The organism is Caballeronia calidae (assembly GCF_900044055.2).
Taxonomy (GTDB): Bacteria; Pseudomonadota; Gammaproteobacteria; order Burkholderiales; family Burkholderiaceae; genus Caballeronia; species Caballeronia calidae.
The window spans coordinates 67,214-87,304 of sequence record NZ_FCOX02000002.1; the positions used below are offsets into that span (position 1 = coordinate 67,214).

The window sequence follows — 20,091 nt, forward strand, 5'->3', positions numbered from 1 at the left end:
AGATGAAAAAAGTCCTGATGCTTCACGGCGTCAATCACAACATGTTCGGCAGGCGCGATCCCGTGCAATACGGCACGATCACGCTCGCACAGATCAATGAGCGTTTACAGACGCTTGCGGCCGAACTCGGCGTAACGATCGAATCCTTTCAGACCAACAGCGAAGGCGCGATGTGCGAGCGCATTCATCGCGCGTTCGAAGCGCGGCAGGACGCGGTGCTGATCAATGCGGGCGCGTGGACGCACTACAGCTATGGCATCCGCGATGCGCTCGCCATACTCGAGTGTCCCGTCGTCGAGATCCATATGTCGAACATTCATGCACGCGAGGCGTTCAGGCATCACTCCGTCTTCGCGGAAGTCGTGAAGGGCCAGATTTGCGGGTTCGGCGTGGAAAGCTATCTGCTGGGTCTGCGCGCGGCGCTCGCGTCCTTCTAAGTCTCGCATAAGGTTCGCCCGCTACGATTGCTCCATCCTTCGTAGCCCGCGAACCTTCCGCATGAATACACTTGAAGCGCTGAACCACGCGTGGTTTCTCTCGATCAACGCGACGCCCGCTACGCCGCCATGGCAAATGGACATCGCGCTGGCCATCGCCAATGATTTCGTTTTCCTGATCCCGGTGCTGCTCACGTTGCTTTGGCTGTTCGGCGATCGCCAACAGCGAAGCGCCGCCGTCCGCGCGTGTTGCGTCGCGCTTCTCGCGCTCGGGTTCAATCAGCTGATCGGCCTGCTGTGGATGCATCCACGGCCGTTCATGATCGGCCTCGGTCATACCTTCATCGAACACGCGCCGGATTCGTCGTTTCCGAGCGATCATGCGACCTTGTTCGCGAGCGTCGCGCTGACGTTTCTGCTTGGAAGGCTGTGGCGTTGCGGTTTGCTGGTCACGCTCGCGGGTATTGCAATCGCATGGGCGCGGGTGCGTATCGGCGTGCATTACCCGCTCGATATGGCGGGCGCGGTGGGCGTCGCGTGCGTGGCCTATGCGTCCATCGTGCCGCTCTGGGCGCGTGCGGGCGATGCGTTGATGCGCCTGCTGATCGCGCTTTATCGCAAGCTGCTGTCGTGGCCGATCCGGCGCGGCTGGCTCGCGCCATAACGTTGGACGTCATCAAGCCCAGCCTTCGAGCCGCAACGTCGAGCGCACGAGTCGTTCTTCCTCGCGCTCGATCTCCGCGAGACTCTCGCGCACGCTCTTGACATGCTGGCTCGCCGCGCGGCGCGCCTGCTCCGGCAGCTTGCCCGTCACCGCGTTGTAGAGCCGCGCGTGCTGACGATCGATCAGGCGCTTCTGCGGCTCGCGGTGATAGAGATTGTTCACCGACGCGAACACCGCGCTCAACATCAGATCGTTCAACATGCCGAGCGTATGCACGAGCACCGCGTTGTGCGACGCCTCGCAGATCGCCAGATGAAACGCGTGATCGAGCCGCGCGTGCGTCGATGCATCGGTGTCGTGCGTATCCGCCGCGACGAGCTCTTCATAGCGCCGCCGGATCATGATGTGATCGGCCTGCGTGCCGCGCAGCGCGGCCAGCCGTGCCGCCTCCGCTTCCAGCATCTCGCGCACTTCCAGCAGATCGTAAAGCGTGCGCGGCTGCGATCCGAGCAGATGCATCATCGGCGTCTGCGCGGGCTCGGCCGTCAGCCTGGCGACGAACGAGCCCTTTCCCTGCGACGTTTCGATCAAGCCTCTCGCTCGCAGTATCTTCAGACCTTCGCGTAGCGCGGTGCGCGATACACCGAGCTTTTCCGTCAGCCGCCGCTCGGACGGCAGCGTCTGCCCGACCTTCAGCACGCCATCGACGATCAGTGCCTCGATGCGTTCGACGACCACATCCGCCAGTTTTCGTTTGCTCTCGTCTGCTTCTTTCATCGCGCTCACCACTGGTATTACCAGCTTTAAATCCTAGCACGAGAGACGCGGATTTACTTTCTCCACGCTCAATAGCACGGACGATTCCACCGCATCGCGCAACCCGGACAGCGCACAAAAACTGGTAATACCAGTGTGAAAACCATCGACAACCGTTCACCGACCCGGAAGAATCGCCGAAAAGCACACGTGGGCACGAACCCGCGCCCCACCGGAGACACCGCATGACCTACGCCTACGACGAACGGCTCGACGGGCCGCTCGCCGATCACGACAAAGCCGCGATCGTGCGCGATCTGCAAGCGCTGCTTCCCGACCTGCAACTGCTGCATTCGAAAGAAGACCTGCGTCCCTTCGAATGCGACGGCCTCTCCGCGTATCGCATCACGCCGATGCTCGTCGCGCTGCCGGGCACCATCGACGAGGTTCAGGCGCTCCTGAAGTACGCGCACGCGCATGACGTGCCGGTCGTCGCGCGCGGCGCGGGCACGGGGCTGTCGGGCGGCGCGTTGCCGCTCGAGAAAGGCATCCTGCTCGTGATGTCGCGCTTCAACCGCATCCTCGAAATCGATCCCGAAGCCTGCATCGCGCGCGTGCAGCCGGGCGTGCGCAATCTCGCGATTTCCCAGGCCGCCGCGCCGCACGGCCTCTATTACGCGCCCGATCCTTCGTCGCAGATCGCATGCTCGATCGGCGGCAATGTCGCGGAAAACGCGGGCGGCGTGCACTGCCTCAAGTACGGGCTCACGGTCCATAACATTCTTCGCGTGGAGATCGTCACGATCGACGGCGAACGTCTCACGCTCGGTTCCGAAGCGCTCGATGCGCCCGGCTTCGATCTGCTCGCGCTCATCACCGGATCGGAAGGCATGCTGGGCGTGGTGGTCGAAGTGACGGTCAAGCTGCTCACGAAGCCGCAGAGCGCGAAGGTGCTGCTCGCGAGCTTCGACGACATCGAGAAAGCCGGCGACGCCGTCGCGCAGATCATCGCGGCAGGCGTGATTCCCGGCGGCCTCGAAATGATGGACAACCTCGCGATCCGCGCCGCCGAGGACTTCATTCACGCGGGCTATCCCGTCGATGCAGAAGCGTTGCTGCTCTGCGAAGTCGATGGCGCGGAATCGGACGTCGACGAAGATTGCGCACGCGTCGAAGCCCTGCTGCGCGCAGCCGGCGCGACGGACATTCGCCTCGCCGCGAACGAAGCGGAACGCCAGCGTTTCTGGGCGGGCCGCAAGAACGCGTTCCCTGCAGTGGGCCGCATCTCGCCCGATTACTACTGCATGGATGGCACCATTCCGCGCCGTGAACTGTCGCGCGTGCTGCGCGGCATCGCGGACTTGTCGGCGCAGTACGGGCTGCGCGTGGCGAACGTGTTCCATGCGGGCGACGGCAACATGCACCCGCTCATTCTTTTCGATGCCAACGCGCCCGGCGAGATGGATCGCGCCGAAGCCATCGGCGCGCGCATCCTCGAATTGTGCGTCGAAGTGGGCGGCAGCATCACGGGCGAACATGGCGTGGGCCGCGAGAAGATCAATCAGATGTGCGCGCAATTCAACGGCGACGAGCTCACATTCTTTCATGCCGTGAAGGCCGCATTCGATCCGGCCGGGCTGCTGAATCCCGGCAAGAACGTGCCGACGCTGCATCGCTGCGCGGAGTTCGGCGCGATGCACGTGCATCACGGCGCGTTGCCCCATCCCGAACTGGAGCGCTTCTGATGCGACGCGACCTCATCTCCATCGACGACAGCGAACGCCTCGTCGATCATGTGCAACGCGCGATCGCACGCAAGCAGCCGCTGCGCATTCGCGGTGGCGACAGCAAGGCGTTTCTCGGCAGAAGCGTCGAAGGCGAAGACATCGACACGCGTTCGCATCGCGGCATCGTGAGCTATGAGCCGAGCGAACTCGTGATCACCGCGCGCGCGGGCACGCCGCTCGCCGAACTGAACGCGATCCTCGACGAAGCCGGTCAGATGCTGCCGTGCGAGCCGCCCACGTTCGGTGAAAACGCGACGATCGGCGGCGTTGTTGCGACCGGGCTTTCAGGGCCGCGCCGCCCGTGGGCCGGCTCGGTGCGCGACTTCGTGCTCGGCTGCCGCATCGTCACGGGCGAGGGCAAGCATTTGCGCTTCGGCGGGCAAGTGATGAAGAACGTCGCCGGTTACGACGTATCGCGCTTGATGAGCGGCAGCTTCGGCTGTCTCGGCCTCATCACCGAAGTCTCGATGAAAGTGCTGCCGAAGCCGCGCGAAACGCGATGCCTTTCGCTCGCGTTGGAAGCAGGCGAAGCGATGCGCGAACTTGCTTCATGGCGCAAGGCGGCATTGCCGGTGAGCGGCGCATGTCATGTGGATGGCCGCCTGCATGTGCGTCTCGAAGGCGGCACGGGCTCGGTGCGCGCGGCGGTGGACCGCATCGGCGGCGATCATGCCGACGCGCAGTTCTGGTCCGATCTGCGCGAGCAGCGTCTTTCTTTCTTCAGCGATGAACGCCCGCTGTGGCGCCTGTCCCTGCCGAACGCTACGCCGCTCATCGGTATGCCCGGCGACGTCATGCTCGACTGGGGCGGCGCGCAGCGCTGGCTCAAAAGCGAAGCAAGCGCCGATGTCATTCGCGGCATCGCGAGCGCGGCGGGCGGACACGCGACATGCTTCACGCCGGGGCGCGCCGTCGATCCGTTTCATCCGCTCGCGGCACCGCTCGTGCGCTTTCATCGGCAATTGAAAGAGCGCCTCGATCCGCACGGCGTGTTCAATCCCGGCCGCATGTACGCCGACTACTGACGCTATCGACAGGCACCGCCATGCAAACGAATCTCAGCGACGAAGCCAGAACGCTCGCACGCGCGAAGGAAGCCGAAGACATCCTGCGCTCATGCGTGCATTGCGGCTTCTGCAATGCCACGTGCCCCACGTATCAGTTGTTGGGCAACGAGCTGGATGGTCCGCGCGGACGCATCTATCTCATCAAGCAGATGCTCGAAGGCGAGCCCGTCACCGACAAGACGCAACTGCATCTCGACCGCTGCCTCACGTGCCGCAATTGCGAAACGACGTGTCCCTCGGGTGTCACGTATCACGCGCTGCTCGATATCGGCCGCGCGGAGCTGGAACGCCGCGTGCCGCGTCCCGCGCGCGAGCGCATGTTGCGCAACGGCTTGCGTCATGTGATCCCGCGCCCCGCCGTGTTCGATACGCTGCTTACGGCCGGACGCATCGCGCGTCCGTTGATGCCGGCATCGCTTCGACAGAAGATTCCGGCGAGCACCGTCGCGGCGAAGGCGAGACCGTCCGTTCGTCATGCGCGGCGCGTGCTGATGCTCGAAGGCTGCGTGCAGCCGTCGTTGTCGCCCAATACCAATGCAGCGACGGCGCGCGTGCTCGATCGTCTCGGCATCAGCGTGATCGATGCGCCTCGCGCGGGATGCTGCGGCGCGACCGAGTATCACCTCAACGCGCAGGAAGCGGGACTGATGCGCGCGCGGCGCAATATCGACGCGTGGTGGCCCGCGATCGAAGCCGGCGCGGAAGCGATCGTGCAGACCGCGAGCGGCTGCGGCGCGTTCATCAAGGAATACGGGCACTTGCTGCGTGACGATCCGCACTACGCCGCGAAGGCGGCGCGCGTGAGCGAGCTGGCGCGCGATCTCGTCGAGGTGATCGGCGCGGAGCCGCTCGATGCGTTGAAGTCCGCCGATCGACGGCGCATCGCGTTTCATTGTCCGTGTACGCTGCAGCATGCGCAGAAGCTCGGCGGCGCGGTCGAAGCGATCCTGACGCGTCTCGGCTATGACCTCACCGACGTGCCCGATGCCCATCTGTGCTGCGGCTCGGCGGGCACGTATTCGATCACCCAGCCCGAACTGTCGACGCAACTGCGTGACCGCAAGATGGATGCGCTCGAAAGCGGCGCGCCCGAGATGATCGTTACGGCGAACATCGGCTGTCAGACGCATCTCGCGGGCGCGGGACGCACCGGCGTGCGTCACTGGATCGAACTGGTGGAAGACGCGATGCGGTGAGTTCGCGTGTGGAAAAGCACGGCCTGCTGTGAGCAAAGGCTTTCGGACGCTTCCTCGCCACGCGTCCGAAAAAATCCCGTCGCCCGTTTTCAAAGAACGGGCGCACGCTCGTCTTGTTCCTGCAGCCCGCGGATCGTGTGTTGCGCATCGCGCGGGAATCGCGAGAACGTCGATATCGAACCGGGCCTCGCTGAGAACTGGGAGCGCGCAGCCGACAGTCTCCAGTACACCTGGCCCTCTCTCCTTCGATCAATTCTTCGAGTTGTCTCGCACGCTCGTGAAATTCGCGGTCTCGAAGATTCGTCTGACGGGTGCGCGTGCATGTTGAAAGCGTTGCGTGCGCGGTTCACAACGGCGTCGCCTGATCCAGCACCGACGCCAGAATCATCGCTCCGGCATTGCCCGGCACCGGCCGCGGATTCGGCCCATACACCCGATCGCCCGGACGGATCTCGCAACCGCTCATCGCGCACACGCCAGCGGTGCGCGCACGCATCGCGCGCCACACCTGATCGCCATAGCAGCAGCGCGTCGAGTCGCGCCATTCGATCGTCGCGGTCGTCGTCGATGGACGTTCGATCAGCTTCACGGCCACGCGACGATCGACGCTCTGAACAAACGGGCGCCTGACCGACGGCGCCTCGAAGCGCACGCCGTCATTCAGCGCCGTCAATTGAAAGATCGTTTGAGCCCACGGATCGAGGGCGATTGCAGCTTCAGCCATGTTCGGCTCCTTATCGAACGAATGCGTGCGATCGGCCCGCCCGGAATGCGTCGGGCGTCGTTGTTTGCCAGTGCTTCGGCGTGGGCCGATCAGGCGTTTGAAGTCCGTCGTGAAGTGCGCCTGCGAGCGGAAACCGCAGCAGAGCGCGACATCGCGCATGCGAGCCGATCGAAAGACCGGCATCGCGATGACTCAAAGTTAATCAACCGCAAACACCCCGCCTAGCCGTACATACGGTTGACGACCCCGCCCAATGGTTGAGTCAACCTATATCAAGGTTTAAATCCCGCGATCCGGGCGCGTTCGATAACACCTTCGTATGAGCCGTTCAGCCACGCGCATGAGGCGGCTCATGCGCGCGTCGCATGCGACATGAACGGACGGTTAGGCAATCGACGCGAACATCATGCGAACGTTTGGCCGATGCACCGATCGTTGGTGCAGCCACCCTCCTTCGTAGGTGTAGTCGACGCGCGATCGCGCTTATACAGTGTCATCAAGGTCGCGATACGAAGACAGACCAACGGCCTTACCGAGGGAAACCGAATAAGCCTGTTTATTTCGGATACCCAATTACGCAGCTATCTCAATCCACCCTGGAGTCGATCATGAACAAGTATCTCGTCAGCCTGACCCTCGTTGCCGCCACGCTCGCTGCTCCCGCAGTCGCCTTCGCGCAGTCGAACGGTCCCGTCACGCGTGCACAGGTCCGCGCCGATCTCGTCGCTGTAGAAAAGGCGGGCTACAACCCCGCGGCCGCGAGCGATCCGTACTATCCCGCCGACATTCAAGCGGCCGAAGCGAAGCTCGCCGCGCAACATGCCGGCGCCGCGCAATCCTATGGCGGCGCGCAAGCGGGCACGGGCGCATCGGGTATCTCGAAGCATGCCGCGATGAAGAACACCTGCGTCGGACCGATCGATTTCTGCCAGCCGTATTTCGGCAGCTGATCCCCGCATCCGGATCGCTGATCTCTCATTCGCACAAGCGGAGTTCTTCATGAAGCGAATCTTGCAAGCGGCTTCCGTGCTGGCGTTGTCGGCCGGTCTGTTCGCATCGACGGGCGCGATGGCTCGGGATGCCGCTCATGCGCCGGTCAGGAACATCGTTCTCGTCCATGGCGCGTGGGTCGACGGATCGGGCTGGAAGCCGGTCTACGACATCCTGACCCGGGACGGCTATCACGTCACGATGGTGCAGGAGCCCCTGACCTCGCTCGAAGCCGATGTCGCGGCGACCAAACGTGTGCTCGACCTGCAGAACGGCCCGGCGATTCTCGTCGGCCACAGCTACGGCGGGTCGGTCATCACGGAGGCCGGTGTGCATCCCAACGTGGCTGGACTCGTCTATGTGGCGGCGCATGCGCCGGACGTGGGCGAGGACGAAAGCGCGCTCGGCAAGAAAACGCCCAGTTTGCTGGCCAGGCAGACGGGCGCCGTGGAAAAGACGGCGGACGGCTACACGTATTTGAACCCCGCCGTTTTCCCGAAAGACTTCGCCGCGGATCTGCCGCTCGGACAGGCCCGATTCGAATCCCGCTCTCAGATTCTCACGTCGGCGCAGGTCTTCACGACGCCGCTGACGGCGGCCGCGTGGACCTCGAAGCCGAGCTGGGGCATCGTGGCGGGCGGCGACAAGATCATCAATCCGGATCTCGAGCGCTGGTACTACGAGCGCGCACACAGTCACATGACGGTCATTCCGGGCGCGAGCCACTCCGTGTATGAATCGAAGCCGCAGCAGGTCGCGGCGGTGATCGAAGATGCCGCGATGCATGCGGTTCAGTAGGTGACGCATACGCGGCTGTCGTGCATCGCGCATGACGGCCGCGCGCATTCGTCTGCGCAATCGGGCGCATCCGCGCTTGCCGCTTCATCCGTCAATGCCTTAAATAGTGTGTGACCGCGCATGTCCCGCCGCGCATGTCCCGCTTCAGGCATCGAACGATCAGACGGAGGAAGCGATGGTTCGTCTCGTGATGATTCTCCTCGGCGTCGACTATCTGCGCAGCCGCTGGCGCTCGGTGATGACGCTCGGGCTGCTCAGCATCGCGCTGGGCATGGTCATCTTCACCGACGCGCTCGACGGCGCGCTCTACTTTCCCATCGTGCCCTTCGCGCTCATGATGCTGCTCGAAGGTCTCGCCACGCTGGCCGTCGCGTGGACCGGCATCGGCGGACAGCGCAAGCTGCGTTACGCGAAAGGCACGACGTTCTGTCTCTCGGCGCTGCTCGTGCTGATCGGCGGCGAACATGGCAACTTCGTGCTGTCGCTCATCTTCGGCACGCTCTTTCTGGTCGATGGCGCATTGCAGATCGTCTCGTCGCGCGTGGTCCGCTTTCGCCGATGGCGGCTCGCGACAGCGGGCGGCGTGCTCGAAATCGCCATCGCGATCTTCTTCTATCAGCCGTATCCCGATCACTATGCGGGCACCGTCGCGTACTGCGTCGCGTTCGGGCTTTTCTTCGGCGGCTGGAACATGATCCTGCTCGCGGCGCGCGTGCGGCGCCTGGCGGCGAATCCGGCGGCAGAAGACCCGGCGGATGTGGCTGCATCGGAAGTCGCGATGCGCGCCTCATCGTCATTCGCCGGCGCCGTCTGGGACGGACCGCCCGCGCCGCATGAACCCGCGTTGACCGTCCATGTGTGGACGCCCGTCGGCACGGCGAAGTCGCAGCCGCGCAGGCAGTTGATCGTCGATCGCTATATCGCGGCGGTCGATAGAAACGGCACCATCTCCACCGGCCACGCCGCGCTGGAAACGCCCGAGGGCGTGTATATCAGTCTGTATCCCGCAGTCGAGATCGACCGTTCGCCGAACGAGTTCACGCGCACGCTGCGCGCGACACGCGAGAACGATGTGCCCGGCCTCTTCCAGCCCGACTATGCGACCGAATCGAAGGCCTGGTGTCCGTCGACTCAGCAGGTCCGCATCCGCAACTACGATCCGGTGCGGCTCGAACGTTTCTGGCGGGAATATCGCCGCGACACGACGTATAACCTTACGTATCGCAACTGTTCGAGTTCCGTCGCGCGTGCGCTGGAAGCCGCGATCGAAGGCGCATCGGCGCGCGTGTGGGGCAAGGGCGGCGGATGGAAGCCGCTGTTGCGCATCATGGCGACGCCCGAGCTGTGGGTCGCGGCGCAAGTGAGAAAGCGCGCCGCGACGATGGCCTGGACGCCGGGCCTCACGCTCGATTACGCGCGTGCGCTCAGCATGCTCGCGGACCCGCGGCATTCGGGCTGGGTGAAGATGGCACGCATCGCGGTCGCGACGATGTATCGCTCGCGGCAACGCTGGCGTGCCGAAGAACATGCGGCTGCGCACGCGCGGGACGCCGCCGCGGTGACGGCGGAGCACGGTCCGGGTTGAACGGCACCGGCCTGCGCGCTCGACGCGGCTCGCGTTGCTTACTGCTCGCTCGTCTTATCGACAGTCTTGCGCGAACGGCCGCCGCGCGACGACTTGCGCACCGGCTTGACCGCTTCGGCTTCGACGACGGCTTCCTGCTGCACATCGGGCGCGCTGGGCTTCGCCGCCGTCTTGCGCGCGCGACGCGGCGCGGCGGCTCGTTTCCGCGCAGGCGCGGGAGCGGGCGCGACTTCCGCTTCCGCCTCGGCGTGCGGCTCGTGCATGTGCATGTGCGGCTCGGGCAGTTGCGGCTCGACGATCGCCGACGCTTCTTCGACGGCTACGGGTTCCGGCGCGGGCATCGGCGCCTGCTTGCGTGCACCGCGCTTGCCGCGACGGCTTGCGTTCCCCGTCGCCTCGTGTTCTCTTGCGACGACCGCATCGGCTGGCCTGACATCCACCGCCGCGACCTGCGCGGAGCGGAACACGAACGCGCCGGATTTATCGTCGCGGCCGACTTCCAGCAGGCCGCGCGATTGCGCTTCGTCGAGCAGATTGCCGAACGCGCGGAAGCCGTATTGCGTTTCGCTGAAGCCCGGCTTGCGCCGCTTGATCGCGCTCTTCAATACGGATGCCCAGATCTTGCCGCTTTCGCCGCGCTCCGATGCGAGCGCCTCGAAGGTTTCGACCGCGATCGCGATGGCCTGCGACTTGCGCGACTCCGTCTCCTGCCTGGGCTGCCGCTCTTCCTCGGACGCGCGTTTCGACTCGCGCTGCTCGCGCTTCGCCATGGCGCGCTGCTGCTCGCGCACGAGGTCGTCGTAGAAAATGAATTCATCGCAGTTCGCGACGAGCAGATCGGACGTCGATTGCTTCACGCCCACGCCGATCACCTTCTTCGCGTTCTCGCGCAGCTTCGACACGAGCGGCGAGAAGTCGGAGTCTCCGCTGATGATGACGAACGTATCGACGTGCGACTTGGTATAGCAGAGATCGAGCGCATCGACGACGAGGCGGATATCCGCCGAATTCTTGCCCGACTGACGCACGTGAGGAATCTCGATCATCTCGAAGCTGGCCTCGTGCATCGCCGCTTTGAAGCCCTTGTAGCGGTCCCAGTCGCAATAGGCTTTCTTGACGACGATGCTTCCCTTCAGCAACAGGCGTTCCAGCACGGGTTTGATGTCGAACTTCTCGTACTTCGCATCGCGAACGCCGAGCGCGACGTTCTCGAAATCGCAGAACACCGCCATGCTGACGCTTTCCTGAGGTCCAGCCATATGGTTCTCCAGCTCGTGCGGCATGTTTGGAAAGCGCACATGATAGCTTGTCGGCGCTCTACCGAAAGGAATGCGCGTGTCAGGGCAAGTGTCTCGCCAGCAGATCGTCGAGTGTTTCGTGGGCTTCGCGCATCAGACGCTCGACCACTTCGCCCGCCGACATCCGCTCGCTCACCAGCGCCGACGATTCCCCCGCGAAGAGCGCCATCTTTTCCAGATCGCCCGTGGTCGAGCGCAGCGGCGAAACCGTGCTGTACTTCTCGACCGCGCCCCATTCGTCGTGCGCGACGATCTCGCGCGGCAGCGCATACGGATCGTTGCCGAAGCGATGACCGCTCGACGCATCCGTCACGCTGTTGGCGAGCACACGCACCGGCGAACCTGCGGGCCAGTTGATCGCGTAGATATCGGTGTGGACGGTGTCGCCCGCGCGCGCATCGATCACGCGCTGCTTGTGATACTCGTGCGCGTACGATTCGTGCGTCGTGAGAAAGACGGTGCCGCAATGAATGCCGCTCGCACCGAGCGCGAGCGCCGCGACCAGTCCCGCGCCCGTCGCGATGCCGCCCGACGCCGCGACCGGCACGCGCGTGTGCGCGGCGATTTCGGGCAGCAGCGTCATGATGCCGGTCGAGCCGCGCACGTGCCCGCCCGCCTCCACGCCCTGCGCGACGATCACATCGGCGCCCGCCTTTTCCGCGCGCAGCGCGTCTTCGAGCGAGCCGACCTGATACAGCACGAGCGCGCCGCTGTCCTTCACGCGCGCGACGATATCGGGGTACACGTCCCAGAAGAAACACATCGCCGGAACGCGCAATTCGAGGCACGCGTCGAGCTCGGCGGCCAGCAGATCGGGCTTCGTGCCCGCGGGAATCAGATTCACGCCGAACGGCCCATCCGTCGCGGCACGCACTGCGGCGACTTCGTTCGCGATCGTCTCCGGCGATTCGCGCACCATGCCGAGCAGGCCGAAGCCTCCCGCATTCGACACGGCCGACGCGAGCTCGGCACGCGCGGGCCCGCCCATTCCAGCGGAGATGATCGGATAACGGCAGCCGAGCACGCGGGTCAGCTCGGTATCGAATGGCGCAGCGTTCGCGGTCATGTCGGCCTCGCGCGGATGAACGGTCCGAACGCGCTTGACGGACCCTCGCCAAGCCTAGTCCCGCCGCGCTCCGCTTTCAAGGTGTCGGAAACCTTGGCCGGTCCGCGCTCGTCCATCATGCGGGCGCCGTGGTGCGGGACGCTTGTCCGCCCGGCACGCTTTTCGCGCATGCCGTCGGCCTTTCAAGCAGGACGCGGGCAGTGAAACCCCTGATCCTTTCGATGAGCGCACTGGCCGCGGGCGAAGATCCTGATGTATCGGTGGACGCCGTGAGCGGCGATCAGCGCTTTGCGTGTCGCGCGGCGAGCATGGCGAGGTCGCGGCGGACCCAGTCGGCATCGGCGGCGAATTTTTCGTCGGTCATGCCGGGTTGACGGAACAGCGTGAGCGCAACGTCGGCGCCCGCGCCGTTCTGATAGACGCGCAATGGAACGTAGACTTCCGCGCCGTCGGGCAGATATACGCGATGATCCATGATGCCGAACGCGTTGTGGTCCGTGAAGCGGATCGTCACCTCGCCTTCGGGACCGTGCGCGCGCCAGTGATCGCCCATGTCTTCGAGCGTCGATCGCGCGAGCCCCGACGCCCACGTCGGAAAGACTTCCGGACGCCAGATGGCGTCATAGAGCTCGCGCCAGTCGCGATCGATCGTCACGGTGATGGTCTGCGTATCCATGCTCAGATAAGCAACGTCACACGCGCGTCACGTTTCGATCTTCGACATCACCGCGGTGGCCGGATCGTAGCGATAGCCCTTCTGCGCGAGCTGCTGCGCCATCTTGTCGCCGATCACCTTCTGCTGCGCCTCGCGGAACACCAGTTCGTGATCCGGCTTCAGGCGCTCCAGTTCGACCGCGAGCCTGCGCATCAGCGCGACTTCGCCGGTGCTGCGGGCGTCGATGAAGAGGTTCTTCTCGTTGGCCACGTCGAGGCGCTGGCGCAAGTCCTTCGCATACGTGACCCATTGCTCGGCGTTGGCGCGCAGGTCGTCGTAGGCCTTCGAATGCGCCTTGGCCTGCGCGGAGATCTGACGCTGCAGCGAAGCGACTTCCGACGCTTCGCCCTGCTCTTTCTCGACGAGACGCTTCGCGAGATCGGTCGCGTTTCTCTCCGCGGACTCGGCACGTTCGCGCAATGCGTTGACATCGTTCGATACGCGCGCGAGTTCGGCGCCTTGCTCGGCCTTTTCTTCCCTCAGCGTGCTGATCTGCTTGTAGGCTTCGTCCAGTTCGCCGCCGACGCGTTCCACGTGATCGCGCTGCGCCGAGACTTCCGCGCTGCGCGCCGCCGCATTTTCGCGCTCGATCTCCAGTGCGCCGCGCGCGTCGTTCAGTTCGACTTCCAGCGCGGCCACGCGCGCGAGGCTTTCGCTCACCTGCGCTTCGGCGGCCTGCGCGCGCGACTGCGCGGCGCTCGCATCCTGCGACCAGCGCTCGGCTTCCGCCGACTTGTCCTGCGCCGCCAGGCTCGACGCCTCGTGCTGCTGTCGCGCCTCGTCGCGCTCGCCGGCGATGCGCGCGAGTTCATCGTCCTTGCCCGATATCAGCGCCTGCAATTCCGCGTGATCCTGACGCGCGCGGTCCCGCTCCTCTGCGATGCGCGCGAGCGCTTCGTCCTTGCCCGCGATCGATGCGTGCGTCTGCTCGTGCTGCTGACGCGCCTGATCCAGTTCCGCCGCGATGCGCGCGAGCGCTTCGTCCTTGCCCGCGATCGATGCGTGCGCCTGCTCGTGCTGCTGACGCGCCTGATCCAGTTCCGCCGCGATGCGCGCGAGCGCTTCGTCCTTGCCCGACATCAGCGCATGCAGTTCCGCGTGCTCGTGGCGCGCCTGATCGCGCTCGCCGGCGATGCCCGCGATCGACGCGTGCGCCTCCTCGTGCTGCCGACGCGCCTGATCCAGCTCCGCCGCGATGCGCGCGATCTCGTCATCCTTGCCCGACAGCGCCGCGTTCAACGCCTCGTTCGCGTGACGCTGCTCCTCCAGCAACGCCTTCACGGCGGCAAGCTCGGACTGCTCCGTCGCCGCGCGCTGCGCCGCTTCCTCGACGCGCGTCTCGGCGGTCTGCGCGCGCGCCGTGGCCGTCGCGAGTTCGTCACGCAGGCGCGCGGCCGACTCTTCCGCTGCACGCAGCGCGCTCTGCGCGTCCGTCATCTGCTGACGGTTCTGCGCGGCTTCGTCGCCGGTCTTCACGAATTCGGCGAGGGCCTCGTCGCGCTCCGCGAGCGCGGTCGCGAGCCGCTGGTTCGCCGCGGAAAGCCGCTGGCCGGAGAACCGTTCGGTTTCGTCGCGCGAGACCGTCCAGAGCCGGCGCGCGACATTGACGAGCGTTTCGGCGAGGTCGTCGGGAAGTCCCGTGGGCGCCTGCTGCTCAGGCACGCCCGGCTGACGCGCTTCGCGCCAGCGCTGCAGGCCGGCCGCGATGGCGACGATCGAGCCGCCTTTCGACTCCGTCCAAACGGTGACGGGGGAAACCTTGCGACCTTCTTCGGTCAGGCGATCGGCAATCGACGCGATTTGCTCGTCGGTGATGTTGTCTACGTCTGTGGGCATAAGCGCCTCGAAAATCAGTGGCGTCGCACTCAAAAAAACTGCGATACGTTATTACACTCGGCGGGATCCGCGCATGGCGGAAGGGGATGATACCCATTTTCCGCGCTCCCATATTCGCAGCACGTCATATACCGTCAAAAATGAGCTTTTGCAGGCGAGAGTGTATCGCTTGGATGGCCATGATTTCGTGGTGCAACACGTTATTAACAAAAACGTATCGGCGCTGAGCAGAGCGCCCGGACGGCCGATCCGTCCGGGGCGCCGCGGGCAACCAGAACCGCGCGTTCAGGATTTCGCAAAAATCGGACCGAGGCCGATGACGTCGTTATCCGGCGCGCGCGTGCCGGACGCGGCGCTGCCGCTCACCGAAGCGCCATACGCGCCGATGCCCTTCGCGGCATTCAGCCGCGCCTCCGCGGCCTGGATGTTTTGCGGATATTGCGTCTGGTCGCTCGCCGGGTTGTAGCCGGCCTTTTGCAGTTCGACGAGTTGCGCGCGCACGTCGGCGCGGGTGAGCGGCTGATTCGATTGCGCAAAGGAGAGCGCCGGCAGCGCAACAGCGGCAGCAACGATGAGCGATTGAATGATTTTCATGATTTACCTCCAGAGAATGTAATGAGAGGCCGTTTCGACGATTCGCCGTGGGTTGCAAATCGTTCGGGCTTGGAGGTATTAAAACCAGACGACGTATCTGGCATGTTTCGCGGACGACGGTTTATGCAACGCCGTGTGTCACCCGGCGATGACGATACAGTGCGATACAAACACGTCGCCGGGCGGTGCGGGCGGACTACAATCGGCGTGCCCGTATCGCGACGAGAAACGATCCGACCAAGGGAGAAGATCATGCAGACGCCGCGTCCGTCGCTCAACGCCCTGCGAGCGTTCGAAGCCGTGGCGCGCCTGCGCAGCATGACCCTCGCCGCGCAGGAGTTGTGCGTCACGCATGGCGCGATCAGCCGCCAGGTGAAGGCGCTCGAAGATACGCTCGGCCTGACGCTGCTCGTGCGCTCGGCGCAGTCGTCGGAACCGACGCCCGAGGGCAGGCGCCTCGCCGAAGGACTCACGGCCGCGTTCGGTCTCATCGACGCGAGCATCGAGCAGCTGAAGCCCGAGCCGCTCACGCTGTCGTGCTCGGCGACCATCATGATGAACTGGCTGATTCCGCGCATCGCGGGGTTTCATCGGCGCTATCCGCAGACCGAGCTGAAGTTCAACATGAACTACGACCAGATCGACTTCGTGCGCGACAAGATCAGCGTCGCGATCCGCGCGAGCACGATCGAGCCGCCGAAAGACGCGATCACGCGCAAGCTCATCGACGAATGGATCGGGCCGGTCTGCTCGCCCGAGTATGCGCAGTCGGCCGGTCTCGCGGCGCCCGCCGATCTCGCGCGCGCGAAGTTGCTGTCCACGCGCACGCGTCCCGAGGCGTGGCCGGACTGGTTTCGGGCGATGCACATCGCGCCCGTCGCCGGCGCGAGCGCGGATCGCTACGATCACTTCTATCTGCTGATCCAGGCGGCCGTGTGCGGGCTCGGCATCGCGCTCGTGCCGCAGATGCTCGTCATGAACGATCTCGTCTCCGGCAAGCTCGTCGCGCCGTTCGGCTTCGCACCGGGGCCGCGCGAACTCGTGCTGTGGGTCGCGCCGCATCTGCGCGCGCATGCCGATGTCGCGCAACTGGAGCGCTGGCTGATCGAAGAGATGAACGAGAGCCTGAAGGACATGGCCGCGTTCCCGCGCGCGCGGGACGGCGCGGCGCTCAGGACGTGATGAGCTTGCCGTAGAGCGCGCTCGCGCGCGACAGATGCGCGTGCATCGCGTCCGCGGCGGCGTCGCCGTCGTGCGCGGCGATCGCCTCGACGATGCGTTCGTGCTCCGCGAGCGTCAACGCTTCGGCGCCCGGCGCGCGCACCATCGGCCGATAGTATTCGGAGGCCCAGTTGAAAATCGATTCGACGATCGACGGATAGATCGGATTGCCCGTGATCTGCGCGATCTCGCGATGAAACGCCATGTCGCAGGCGAGGAACGCATCGCGATCATGCACGGCTTCACGCTGCGCTTCGACGCGCTGCACGAGCCTCGCGATGTCGTCCTCCGTCGCCTTCTCAGCCGCCATGCGCGCGGTGCCGGTTTCGAGAAAGAGCCGCGCCGCTTTCAGATGCTCCAGCATGTCCGGCTGCGCGCGCAGGAGGTGCATCGTGCCGATCGCGATCTGCGCGATGAGGCTCTGCGCCGTCGGCACGACGACGCGCGCCCGCTCGCCATGCGCGATCTCGACGATGCCGGAGCGCTCCAGGCTCTGCAACGCCTCGCGGATCGCGGGACGGCCCACGCCGTACGCTTCCATGAGCTCGCGCTCGGAAGGCAACTGCGCGCCGGGCGCGATCTCGCCCGAGCGGATACGGTCCATCAACCGGTCCAGTACGTCCTGATACAGCTTGCGCCGCTGAATGATGTCAGCCATCGGAATTGCCTGTCTTCGATGATTCTTTGCGCCGACCTTATCACGAAGCGCGCCGCTCACGAAGCGCCGTCGCGCACGTTTCCGAAGAAAGAAGCGCCGCCGATCTGCCCGCCCTTCAGCACGATTTCAAGGCCGTCGCGCGCGGGATCGGCGGACCACGCGCGGCACAGCGGCGCGCCCGGCGCCATGCCCGCCGCGACGCTCAATGCCGTGATGCCGAGCCGGCTCGCCACTTCGCCCGAGCTGTCGCCGCCCGCGACCACGACACGGCGCAACGGCGTGCGATCGAGCAGCAGGCGCATCACGTCGGCGAGCGTTTCGCCGACGCGCCGCGCGGCTTCGGCGCGATTCAGAGCGGCTTGCGCGGCGATGTCGTCGAAGCCGAGGACGGCGGGATCGTCGGGGCCTTCGGCGCTGAACACGATTGGGCTTCTGCCCTCGCTCACGGCGCGCGCCGCGATGCCGACCACGCGTTCGATTTCGGCTTCGCGCGACCTGGCATCGAGCGCGCGGCGCAAGTCCAGGCGCTCGACGCAGAAGCCGTTGTCGCGCGCCCAGCGGATCTGTCCCGCCGTCACCGGCGAGCAGCTTCCGCTGACGGCGGCGATCACATCGACGGAAGAGGCCTGCGGCAAGCCCGGCGTTCGCGGCACGAGCCCGTTCGCGCGCCAGTGCGCCGCGAGCGCGTATTGCAATCCCGACGACGACGCCGTGAACACGCCTTCACCGCGCGCTTCCCAGACGAGCTTTCCCGCCGCGGCGAGCGTGTCCTCGTCGAGCACATCGATCATGACGACGGGCGTATCGTCATTCGCCAGCGCGTTCAGGCGTTCGTGAACATCGGGCGAACGCAACTGCACGAAATCGATCAGGCCGATGCGCCGCTCCGTCTGCCGCGCGAGATGCACGCGCAGGTCCGCTTCGTTCATCGGCGTGACGGGATGGCGCGACATCGTCGGATGACGGTCCAGCCGATAGCCCTCGCCCTCCACCGCCGCGAACAGATTGCCGAACGCCTGATAGCGCTTGAGACGCGGCGCGCCGACGATCATCGGCGACCACGCGCCGCGCATGTGCGTGACGCCGATATCGATCGCGCGGCCGATCGACCCCGTCTGCGGCGACGAATCGAAGGTCGAGCAGACCTTGTATTGCAGGATCGGCGCGCCCAGCGCGGCAAGGCTCGCGAAGGCGCGCGGCAACTCGTCGTCCATCCATTGCGGACTGCGCCCGCGCGACGATCCCGCGAGGCCCACGCAACGCACGTCCGGAAAGCGCGCGAGCAGTTCGGGCGTGGGCGGCCGCAGACAGAGCAGCGTCGGCACGCCGGCGGCGGTCATTGCTTCCATCGCGTCGGTGGAGCCGGTGAAGTCGTCGCCGTAATAGGCCAGAAGAAGGCCGTCGGGCCATGCAGCCTGGTTCCCGCCGCTCATTTCCAGAACCCCAGCGCAGCCTTCAATGCCGGATTGCGTTCGGCATGACGCGCGAGCGGCACGCCTTCCATCGCCGCGACCCACGCCTCGCGCAAGGCCTCGACGCCCGCCGCCACGCCGCCCGGATGACCGAAGATGCCACCGCCCGCCGTGTGGATCAGGTCCGCGCAACCGATGGCCGCATACGTGTCCGCCGCCTGCAAGCCGGTCTGGCCGGAGCTGAAGACGGGCATCGCGGTCATCGGCGCGGCGTCCATCACGGGTGTCAGCACCGCGCGCGCCGCCGCGATCACGCTTTCGTCGGATTCGCTGAACTTGTTGCGCAAGCCGTTCACATGCAGATGGTCCGCGCCCGCGAGACGCCACAGCATTTGCCACGGCGCGTAATCCCAGCCGAGCGCTTCGCTGCGCGTGAGATAACCCCAGCCCGCGCGATGCGCGTGAATCGGCAACTGGCTATGCTTGCGCAGCTCGGTCATGCCGACGAGACCGATCGAATTGAGCACCGCCATCACGCACGTTCCGCCCTGTTCGAGCACGAGATCGTGGCGGCGCTTCATCTGGTCGAGATCGCCCGTCACGTTGAACGCGACCATCACCTTCTTGCCGGTGCGTTCGGCGTGATCGTTCACGACGCGCATCACCGCGCGCACGCGTTCGTCGAACGGACAATGCGAGCCGTCCGCCTGCAGTTCGTCATCCTTGATGAAGTCGATGCCGCCCGCGACCAGCGCCTTCACCTGCTCGGCCGTCTCCTGCGGCGAAAGCCCGACGCTCGGCTTGATGATCGTGCCGATGAGCGGTCCATGCGTCACGCCCGACAGCTTGCGCGTGCCTTCGATGCCGAACGCCGGGCCGGGATACGCCGCCGCGAACGAAGCCGGCAGACGCAAGCCCGTCAGCCGCAGCCCGGACACCTGCCGCAGTTCGAACAGATTGCCGGCGATCGTCGACATCAGATTCGGCAGCGATGGCCCGAAGTTCTCGATCGGCCACGAGAGTTCCAGCAGGCATTGCGTATAACACTTCGATGCGGCGCCGCCCGTCAGGCTCGGCGTCTCGCTATGGCCCAGCACGTCGAGCCGCTCGACGCGCGCGCCCGAGCGCGCCTTGAGTTCGGGCGTCTCGCCGGGCAGCGCGATGAAGGTGCCGCTCGACTGCTCGCCCGCGATCGTTTCGGCGGCAGTGCGCGGGTCGACGCCGGTTTCGAGCCAGTATGTGGCGTGGATGCGTTCGGTCACAGTCATTCCCTCAAAAGTCGGTTTC

The 20,091-nt window shown here is 65.4% G+C and carries 19 protein-coding genes; 9 read left to right on the top strand and 10 right to left on the bottom strand.

Translation table 11 applies throughout. The annotated features are described in order from the left end of the window. The first annotated feature begins 2 nt into the window (after positions 1-2). Positions 3-437, top strand: a complete 435-nt coding sequence (gene aroQ / locus AWB78_RS02495; RefSeq protein WP_062601899.1) for a type II 3-dehydroquinate dehydratase — start codon at positions 3-5, stop codon at positions 435-437. Between the two features lie 61 nt (positions 438-498). Further along, positions 499-1,101 carry a phosphatase PAP2 family protein gene (locus AWB78_RS02500; protein WP_062601902.1) on the top strand — a complete coding sequence of 201 codons (603 nt, stop codon included), beginning with the start codon at positions 499-501 and terminating at the stop codon, positions 1,099-1,101. A 12-nt stretch (positions 1,102-1,113) separates the two neighbouring features. Here the strand turns inward: AWB78_RS02500 and glcC are convergent, their stop codons facing one another. Then, on the bottom strand, positions 1,114-1,878 hold the full coding sequence (glcC, locus tag AWB78_RS02505; protein ID WP_062602393.1) for a transcriptional regulator GlcC: 765 nt from the start codon (positions 1,876-1,878) through the stop codon (positions 1,114-1,116). A gap of 224 nt (positions 1,879-2,102) precedes the next feature. On the opposite strand from glcC, the gene glcD reads away from it, so the two are divergent. Genes glcD through glcF form a run of 3 tightly spaced genes read left to right on the top strand, consistent with a single transcriptional unit; the run spans position 2,103 to position 5,907 of the window. Further along, positions 2,103-3,602, top strand: a complete 1,500-nt coding sequence (gene glcD / locus AWB78_RS02510; RefSeq protein ID WP_062601904.1) for a glycolate oxidase subunit GlcD — start codon at positions 2,103-2,105, stop codon at positions 3,600-3,602. Next, complete coding sequence (gene glcE / locus AWB78_RS02515; RefSeq protein ID WP_062601906.1) at positions 3,602-4,669, top strand: glycolate oxidase subunit GlcE; 1,068 nt, start codon at positions 3,602-3,604, stop codon at positions 4,667-4,669. The genes glcD and glcE overlap by 1 nt, the downstream gene beginning before the upstream one ends. Positions 4,670-4,689: 20 nt before the next feature. Further along, positions 4,690-5,907 carry a glycolate oxidase subunit GlcF gene (gene glcF / locus AWB78_RS02520; RefSeq protein WP_062601908.1) on the top strand — a complete coding sequence of 406 codons (1,218 nt, stop codon included), beginning with the start codon at positions 4,690-4,692 and terminating at the stop codon, positions 5,905-5,907. A 346-nt stretch (positions 5,908-6,253) separates the two neighbouring features. Here glcF and AWB78_RS02525 read toward each other — a convergent pair whose 3' ends face one another. Next, a complete protein-coding gene (locus AWB78_RS02525; protein ID WP_062602395.1) occupies positions 6,254-6,631 on the bottom strand; it encodes a DUF3331 domain-containing protein in 378 nt (125 codons plus the stop codon). Positions 6,632-7,239: 608 nt separating this feature from the next. Here AWB78_RS02525 and AWB78_RS02530 point away from each other — a divergent pair. From AWB78_RS02530 to AWB78_RS02540, 3 genes are all read left to right on the top strand, one after another. Then, entirely contained in the window at positions 7,240-7,581 is a 342-nt protein-coding gene (locus AWB78_RS02530; RefSeq protein ID WP_062601910.1) for a DUF4148 domain-containing protein, read from the top strand. Between the two features lie 49 nt (positions 7,582-7,630). Continuing rightward, positions 7,631-8,419 (top strand): alpha/beta fold hydrolase, encoded by a 789-nt coding sequence (locus AWB78_RS02535; protein ID WP_062601912.1) that lies wholly within the window; start codon positions 7,631-7,633, stop codon positions 8,417-8,419. Between the two features lie 175 nt (positions 8,420-8,594). Then, entirely contained in the window at positions 8,595-10,004 is a 1,410-nt protein-coding gene (locus tag AWB78_RS02540; RefSeq protein ID WP_062601915.1) for an HdeD family acid-resistance protein, read from the top strand. Between the two features lie 38 nt (positions 10,005-10,042). Here AWB78_RS02540 and AWB78_RS02545 read toward each other — a convergent pair whose 3' ends face one another. The 5 genes from AWB78_RS02545 to AWB78_RS02565 all read right to left on the bottom strand — a co-directional run bounded on the left by AWB78_RS02545 (position 10,043) and on the right by AWB78_RS02565 (position 15,513). Then, positions 10,043-11,263 (bottom strand): NYN domain-containing protein, encoded by a 1,221-nt coding sequence (locus tag AWB78_RS02545; protein ID WP_062601917.1) that lies wholly within the window; start codon positions 11,261-11,263, stop codon positions 10,043-10,045. A gap of 79 nt (positions 11,264-11,342) precedes the next feature. Beyond that, a complete protein-coding gene (locus AWB78_RS02550) occupies positions 11,343-12,368 on the bottom strand; it encodes an NAD(P)H-dependent flavin oxidoreductase (protein WP_062601919.1) in 1,026 nt (341 codons plus the stop codon). 280 nt (positions 12,369-12,648) lie between these two features. Then, the gene (locus AWB78_RS02555; RefSeq protein WP_062601922.1) at positions 12,649-13,044 is read right to left on the bottom strand and encodes a hypothetical protein; all 396 of its coding nucleotides are present in this window, start codon (positions 13,042-13,044) and stop codon (positions 12,649-12,651) included. A 27-nt stretch (positions 13,045-13,071) separates the two neighbouring features. After that, entirely contained in the window at positions 13,072-14,919 is a 1,848-nt protein-coding gene (locus tag AWB78_RS02560; protein WP_062601925.1) for a DNA-binding protein, read from the bottom strand. Between the two features lie 285 nt (positions 14,920-15,204). Next, positions 15,205-15,513 carry a DUF4148 domain-containing protein gene (locus AWB78_RS02565; RefSeq protein WP_062601927.1) on the bottom strand — a complete coding sequence of 103 codons (309 nt, stop codon included), beginning with the start codon at positions 15,511-15,513 and terminating at the stop codon, positions 15,205-15,207. 252 nt (positions 15,514-15,765) lie between these two features. Here AWB78_RS02565 and AWB78_RS02570 point away from each other — a divergent pair, with 252 nt between their 5' ends. Then, the gene (locus tag AWB78_RS02570) at positions 15,766-16,695 is read left to right on the top strand and encodes a LysR substrate-binding domain-containing protein (RefSeq protein ID WP_062601930.1); all 930 of its coding nucleotides are present in this window, start codon (positions 15,766-15,768) and stop codon (positions 16,693-16,695) included. On the opposite strand, the gene nanR is transcribed toward AWB78_RS02570, so the two are convergent. The 3 genes from nanR to AWB78_RS02585 are packed head-to-tail and all read right to left on the bottom strand — an operon-like array spanning position 16,685 to position 20,072. Then, the gene (gene nanR, locus AWB78_RS02575; protein WP_062601931.1) at positions 16,685-17,392 is read right to left on the bottom strand and encodes a transcriptional regulator NanR; all 708 of its coding nucleotides are present in this window, start codon (positions 17,390-17,392) and stop codon (positions 16,685-16,687) included. The two genes, AWB78_RS02570 and nanR, sit on opposite strands and share 11 nt — an antisense overlap. A 56-nt stretch (positions 17,393-17,448) precedes the next feature. Beyond that, positions 17,449-18,825: a 3-oxo-isoapionate kinase OiaK gene (gene oiaK, locus AWB78_RS02580; RefSeq protein WP_062601933.1), complete on the bottom strand. Its 1,377-nt coding sequence runs from the start codon at positions 18,823-18,825 to the stop codon at positions 17,449-17,451. Continuing rightward, positions 18,822-20,072, bottom strand: coding sequence for a ribulose-bisphosphate carboxylase large subunit family protein (locus AWB78_RS02585; protein ID WP_198399194.1), 1,251 nt, complete (start codon positions 20,070-20,072; stop codon positions 18,822-18,824). The genes oiaK and AWB78_RS02585 overlap by 4 nt, the downstream gene beginning before the upstream one ends. Positions 20,073-20,091: the final 19 nt, after the last annotated feature.

Bases quoted from the DNA above. Each gene is read 5' to 3' on its own strand.
- AWB78_RS02535 (WP_062601912.1), top strand. From the start codon at position 7,631: ATGAAGCGAATCTTGCAAGCGGCTTCCGTGCTGGCGTTGTCGGCCGGT.
- AWB78_RS02560 (WP_062601925.1), bottom strand. From the start codon at position 14,919: ATGCCCACAGACGTAGACAACATCACCGACGAGCAAATCGCGTCGATT.
- AWB78_RS02565 (WP_062601927.1), bottom strand. From the start codon at position 15,513: ATGAAAATCATTCAATCGCTCATCGTTGCTGCCGCTGTTGCGCTGCCG.
- oiaK (WP_062601933.1), bottom strand. From the start codon at position 18,825: ATGAGCGGCGGGAACCAGGCTGCATGGCCCGACGGCCTTCTTCTGGCC.
- glcD (WP_062601904.1), top strand. From the start codon at position 2,103: ATGACCTACGCCTACGACGAACGGCTCGACGGGCCGCTCGCCGATCAC.
- AWB78_RS02530 (WP_062601910.1), top strand. From the start codon at position 7,240: ATGAACAAGTATCTCGTCAGCCTGACCCTCGTTGCCGCCACGCTCGCT.
- AWB78_RS02540 (WP_062601915.1), top strand. From the start codon at position 8,595: ATGGTTCGTCTCGTGATGATTCTCCTCGGCGTCGACTATCTGCGCAGC.
- aroQ (WP_062601899.1), top strand. From the start codon at position 3: ATGAAAAAAGTCCTGATGCTTCACGGCGTCAATCACAACATGTTCGGC.
- AWB78_RS02555 (WP_062601922.1), bottom strand. From the start codon at position 13,044: ATGGATACGCAGACCATCACCGTGACGATCGATCGCGACTGGCGCGAG.
- AWB78_RS02550 (WP_062601919.1), bottom strand. From the start codon at position 12,368: ATGACCGCGAACGCTGCGCCATTCGATACCGAGCTGACCCGCGTGCTC.
- glcF (WP_062601908.1), top strand. From the start codon at position 4,690: ATGCAAACGAATCTCAGCGACGAAGCCAGAACGCTCGCACGCGCGAAG.
- nanR (WP_062601931.1), bottom strand. From the start codon at position 17,392: ATGGCTGACATCATTCAGCGGCGCAAGCTGTATCAGGACGTACTGGAC.
- AWB78_RS02525 (WP_062602395.1), bottom strand. From the start codon at position 6,631: ATGGCTGAAGCTGCAATCGCCCTCGATCCGTGGGCTCAAACGATCTTT.
- AWB78_RS02585 (WP_198399194.1), bottom strand. From the start codon at position 20,072: ATGACTGTGACCGAACGCATCCACGCCACATACTGGCTCGAAACCGGC.
- glcE (WP_062601906.1), top strand. From the start codon at position 3,602: ATGCGACGCGACCTCATCTCCATCGACGACAGCGAACGCCTCGTCGAT.
- AWB78_RS02545 (WP_062601917.1), bottom strand. From the start codon at position 11,263: ATGGCTGGACCTCAGGAAAGCGTCAGCATGGCGGTGTTCTGCGATTTC.
- AWB78_RS02570 (WP_062601930.1), top strand. From the start codon at position 15,766: ATGCAGACGCCGCGTCCGTCGCTCAACGCCCTGCGAGCGTTCGAAGCC.
- AWB78_RS02500 (WP_062601902.1), top strand. From the start codon at position 499: ATGAATACACTTGAAGCGCTGAACCACGCGTGGTTTCTCTCGATCAAC.
- glcC (WP_062602393.1), bottom strand. From the start codon at position 1,878: ATGAAAGAAGCAGACGAGAGCAAACGAAAACTGGCGGATGTGGTCGTC.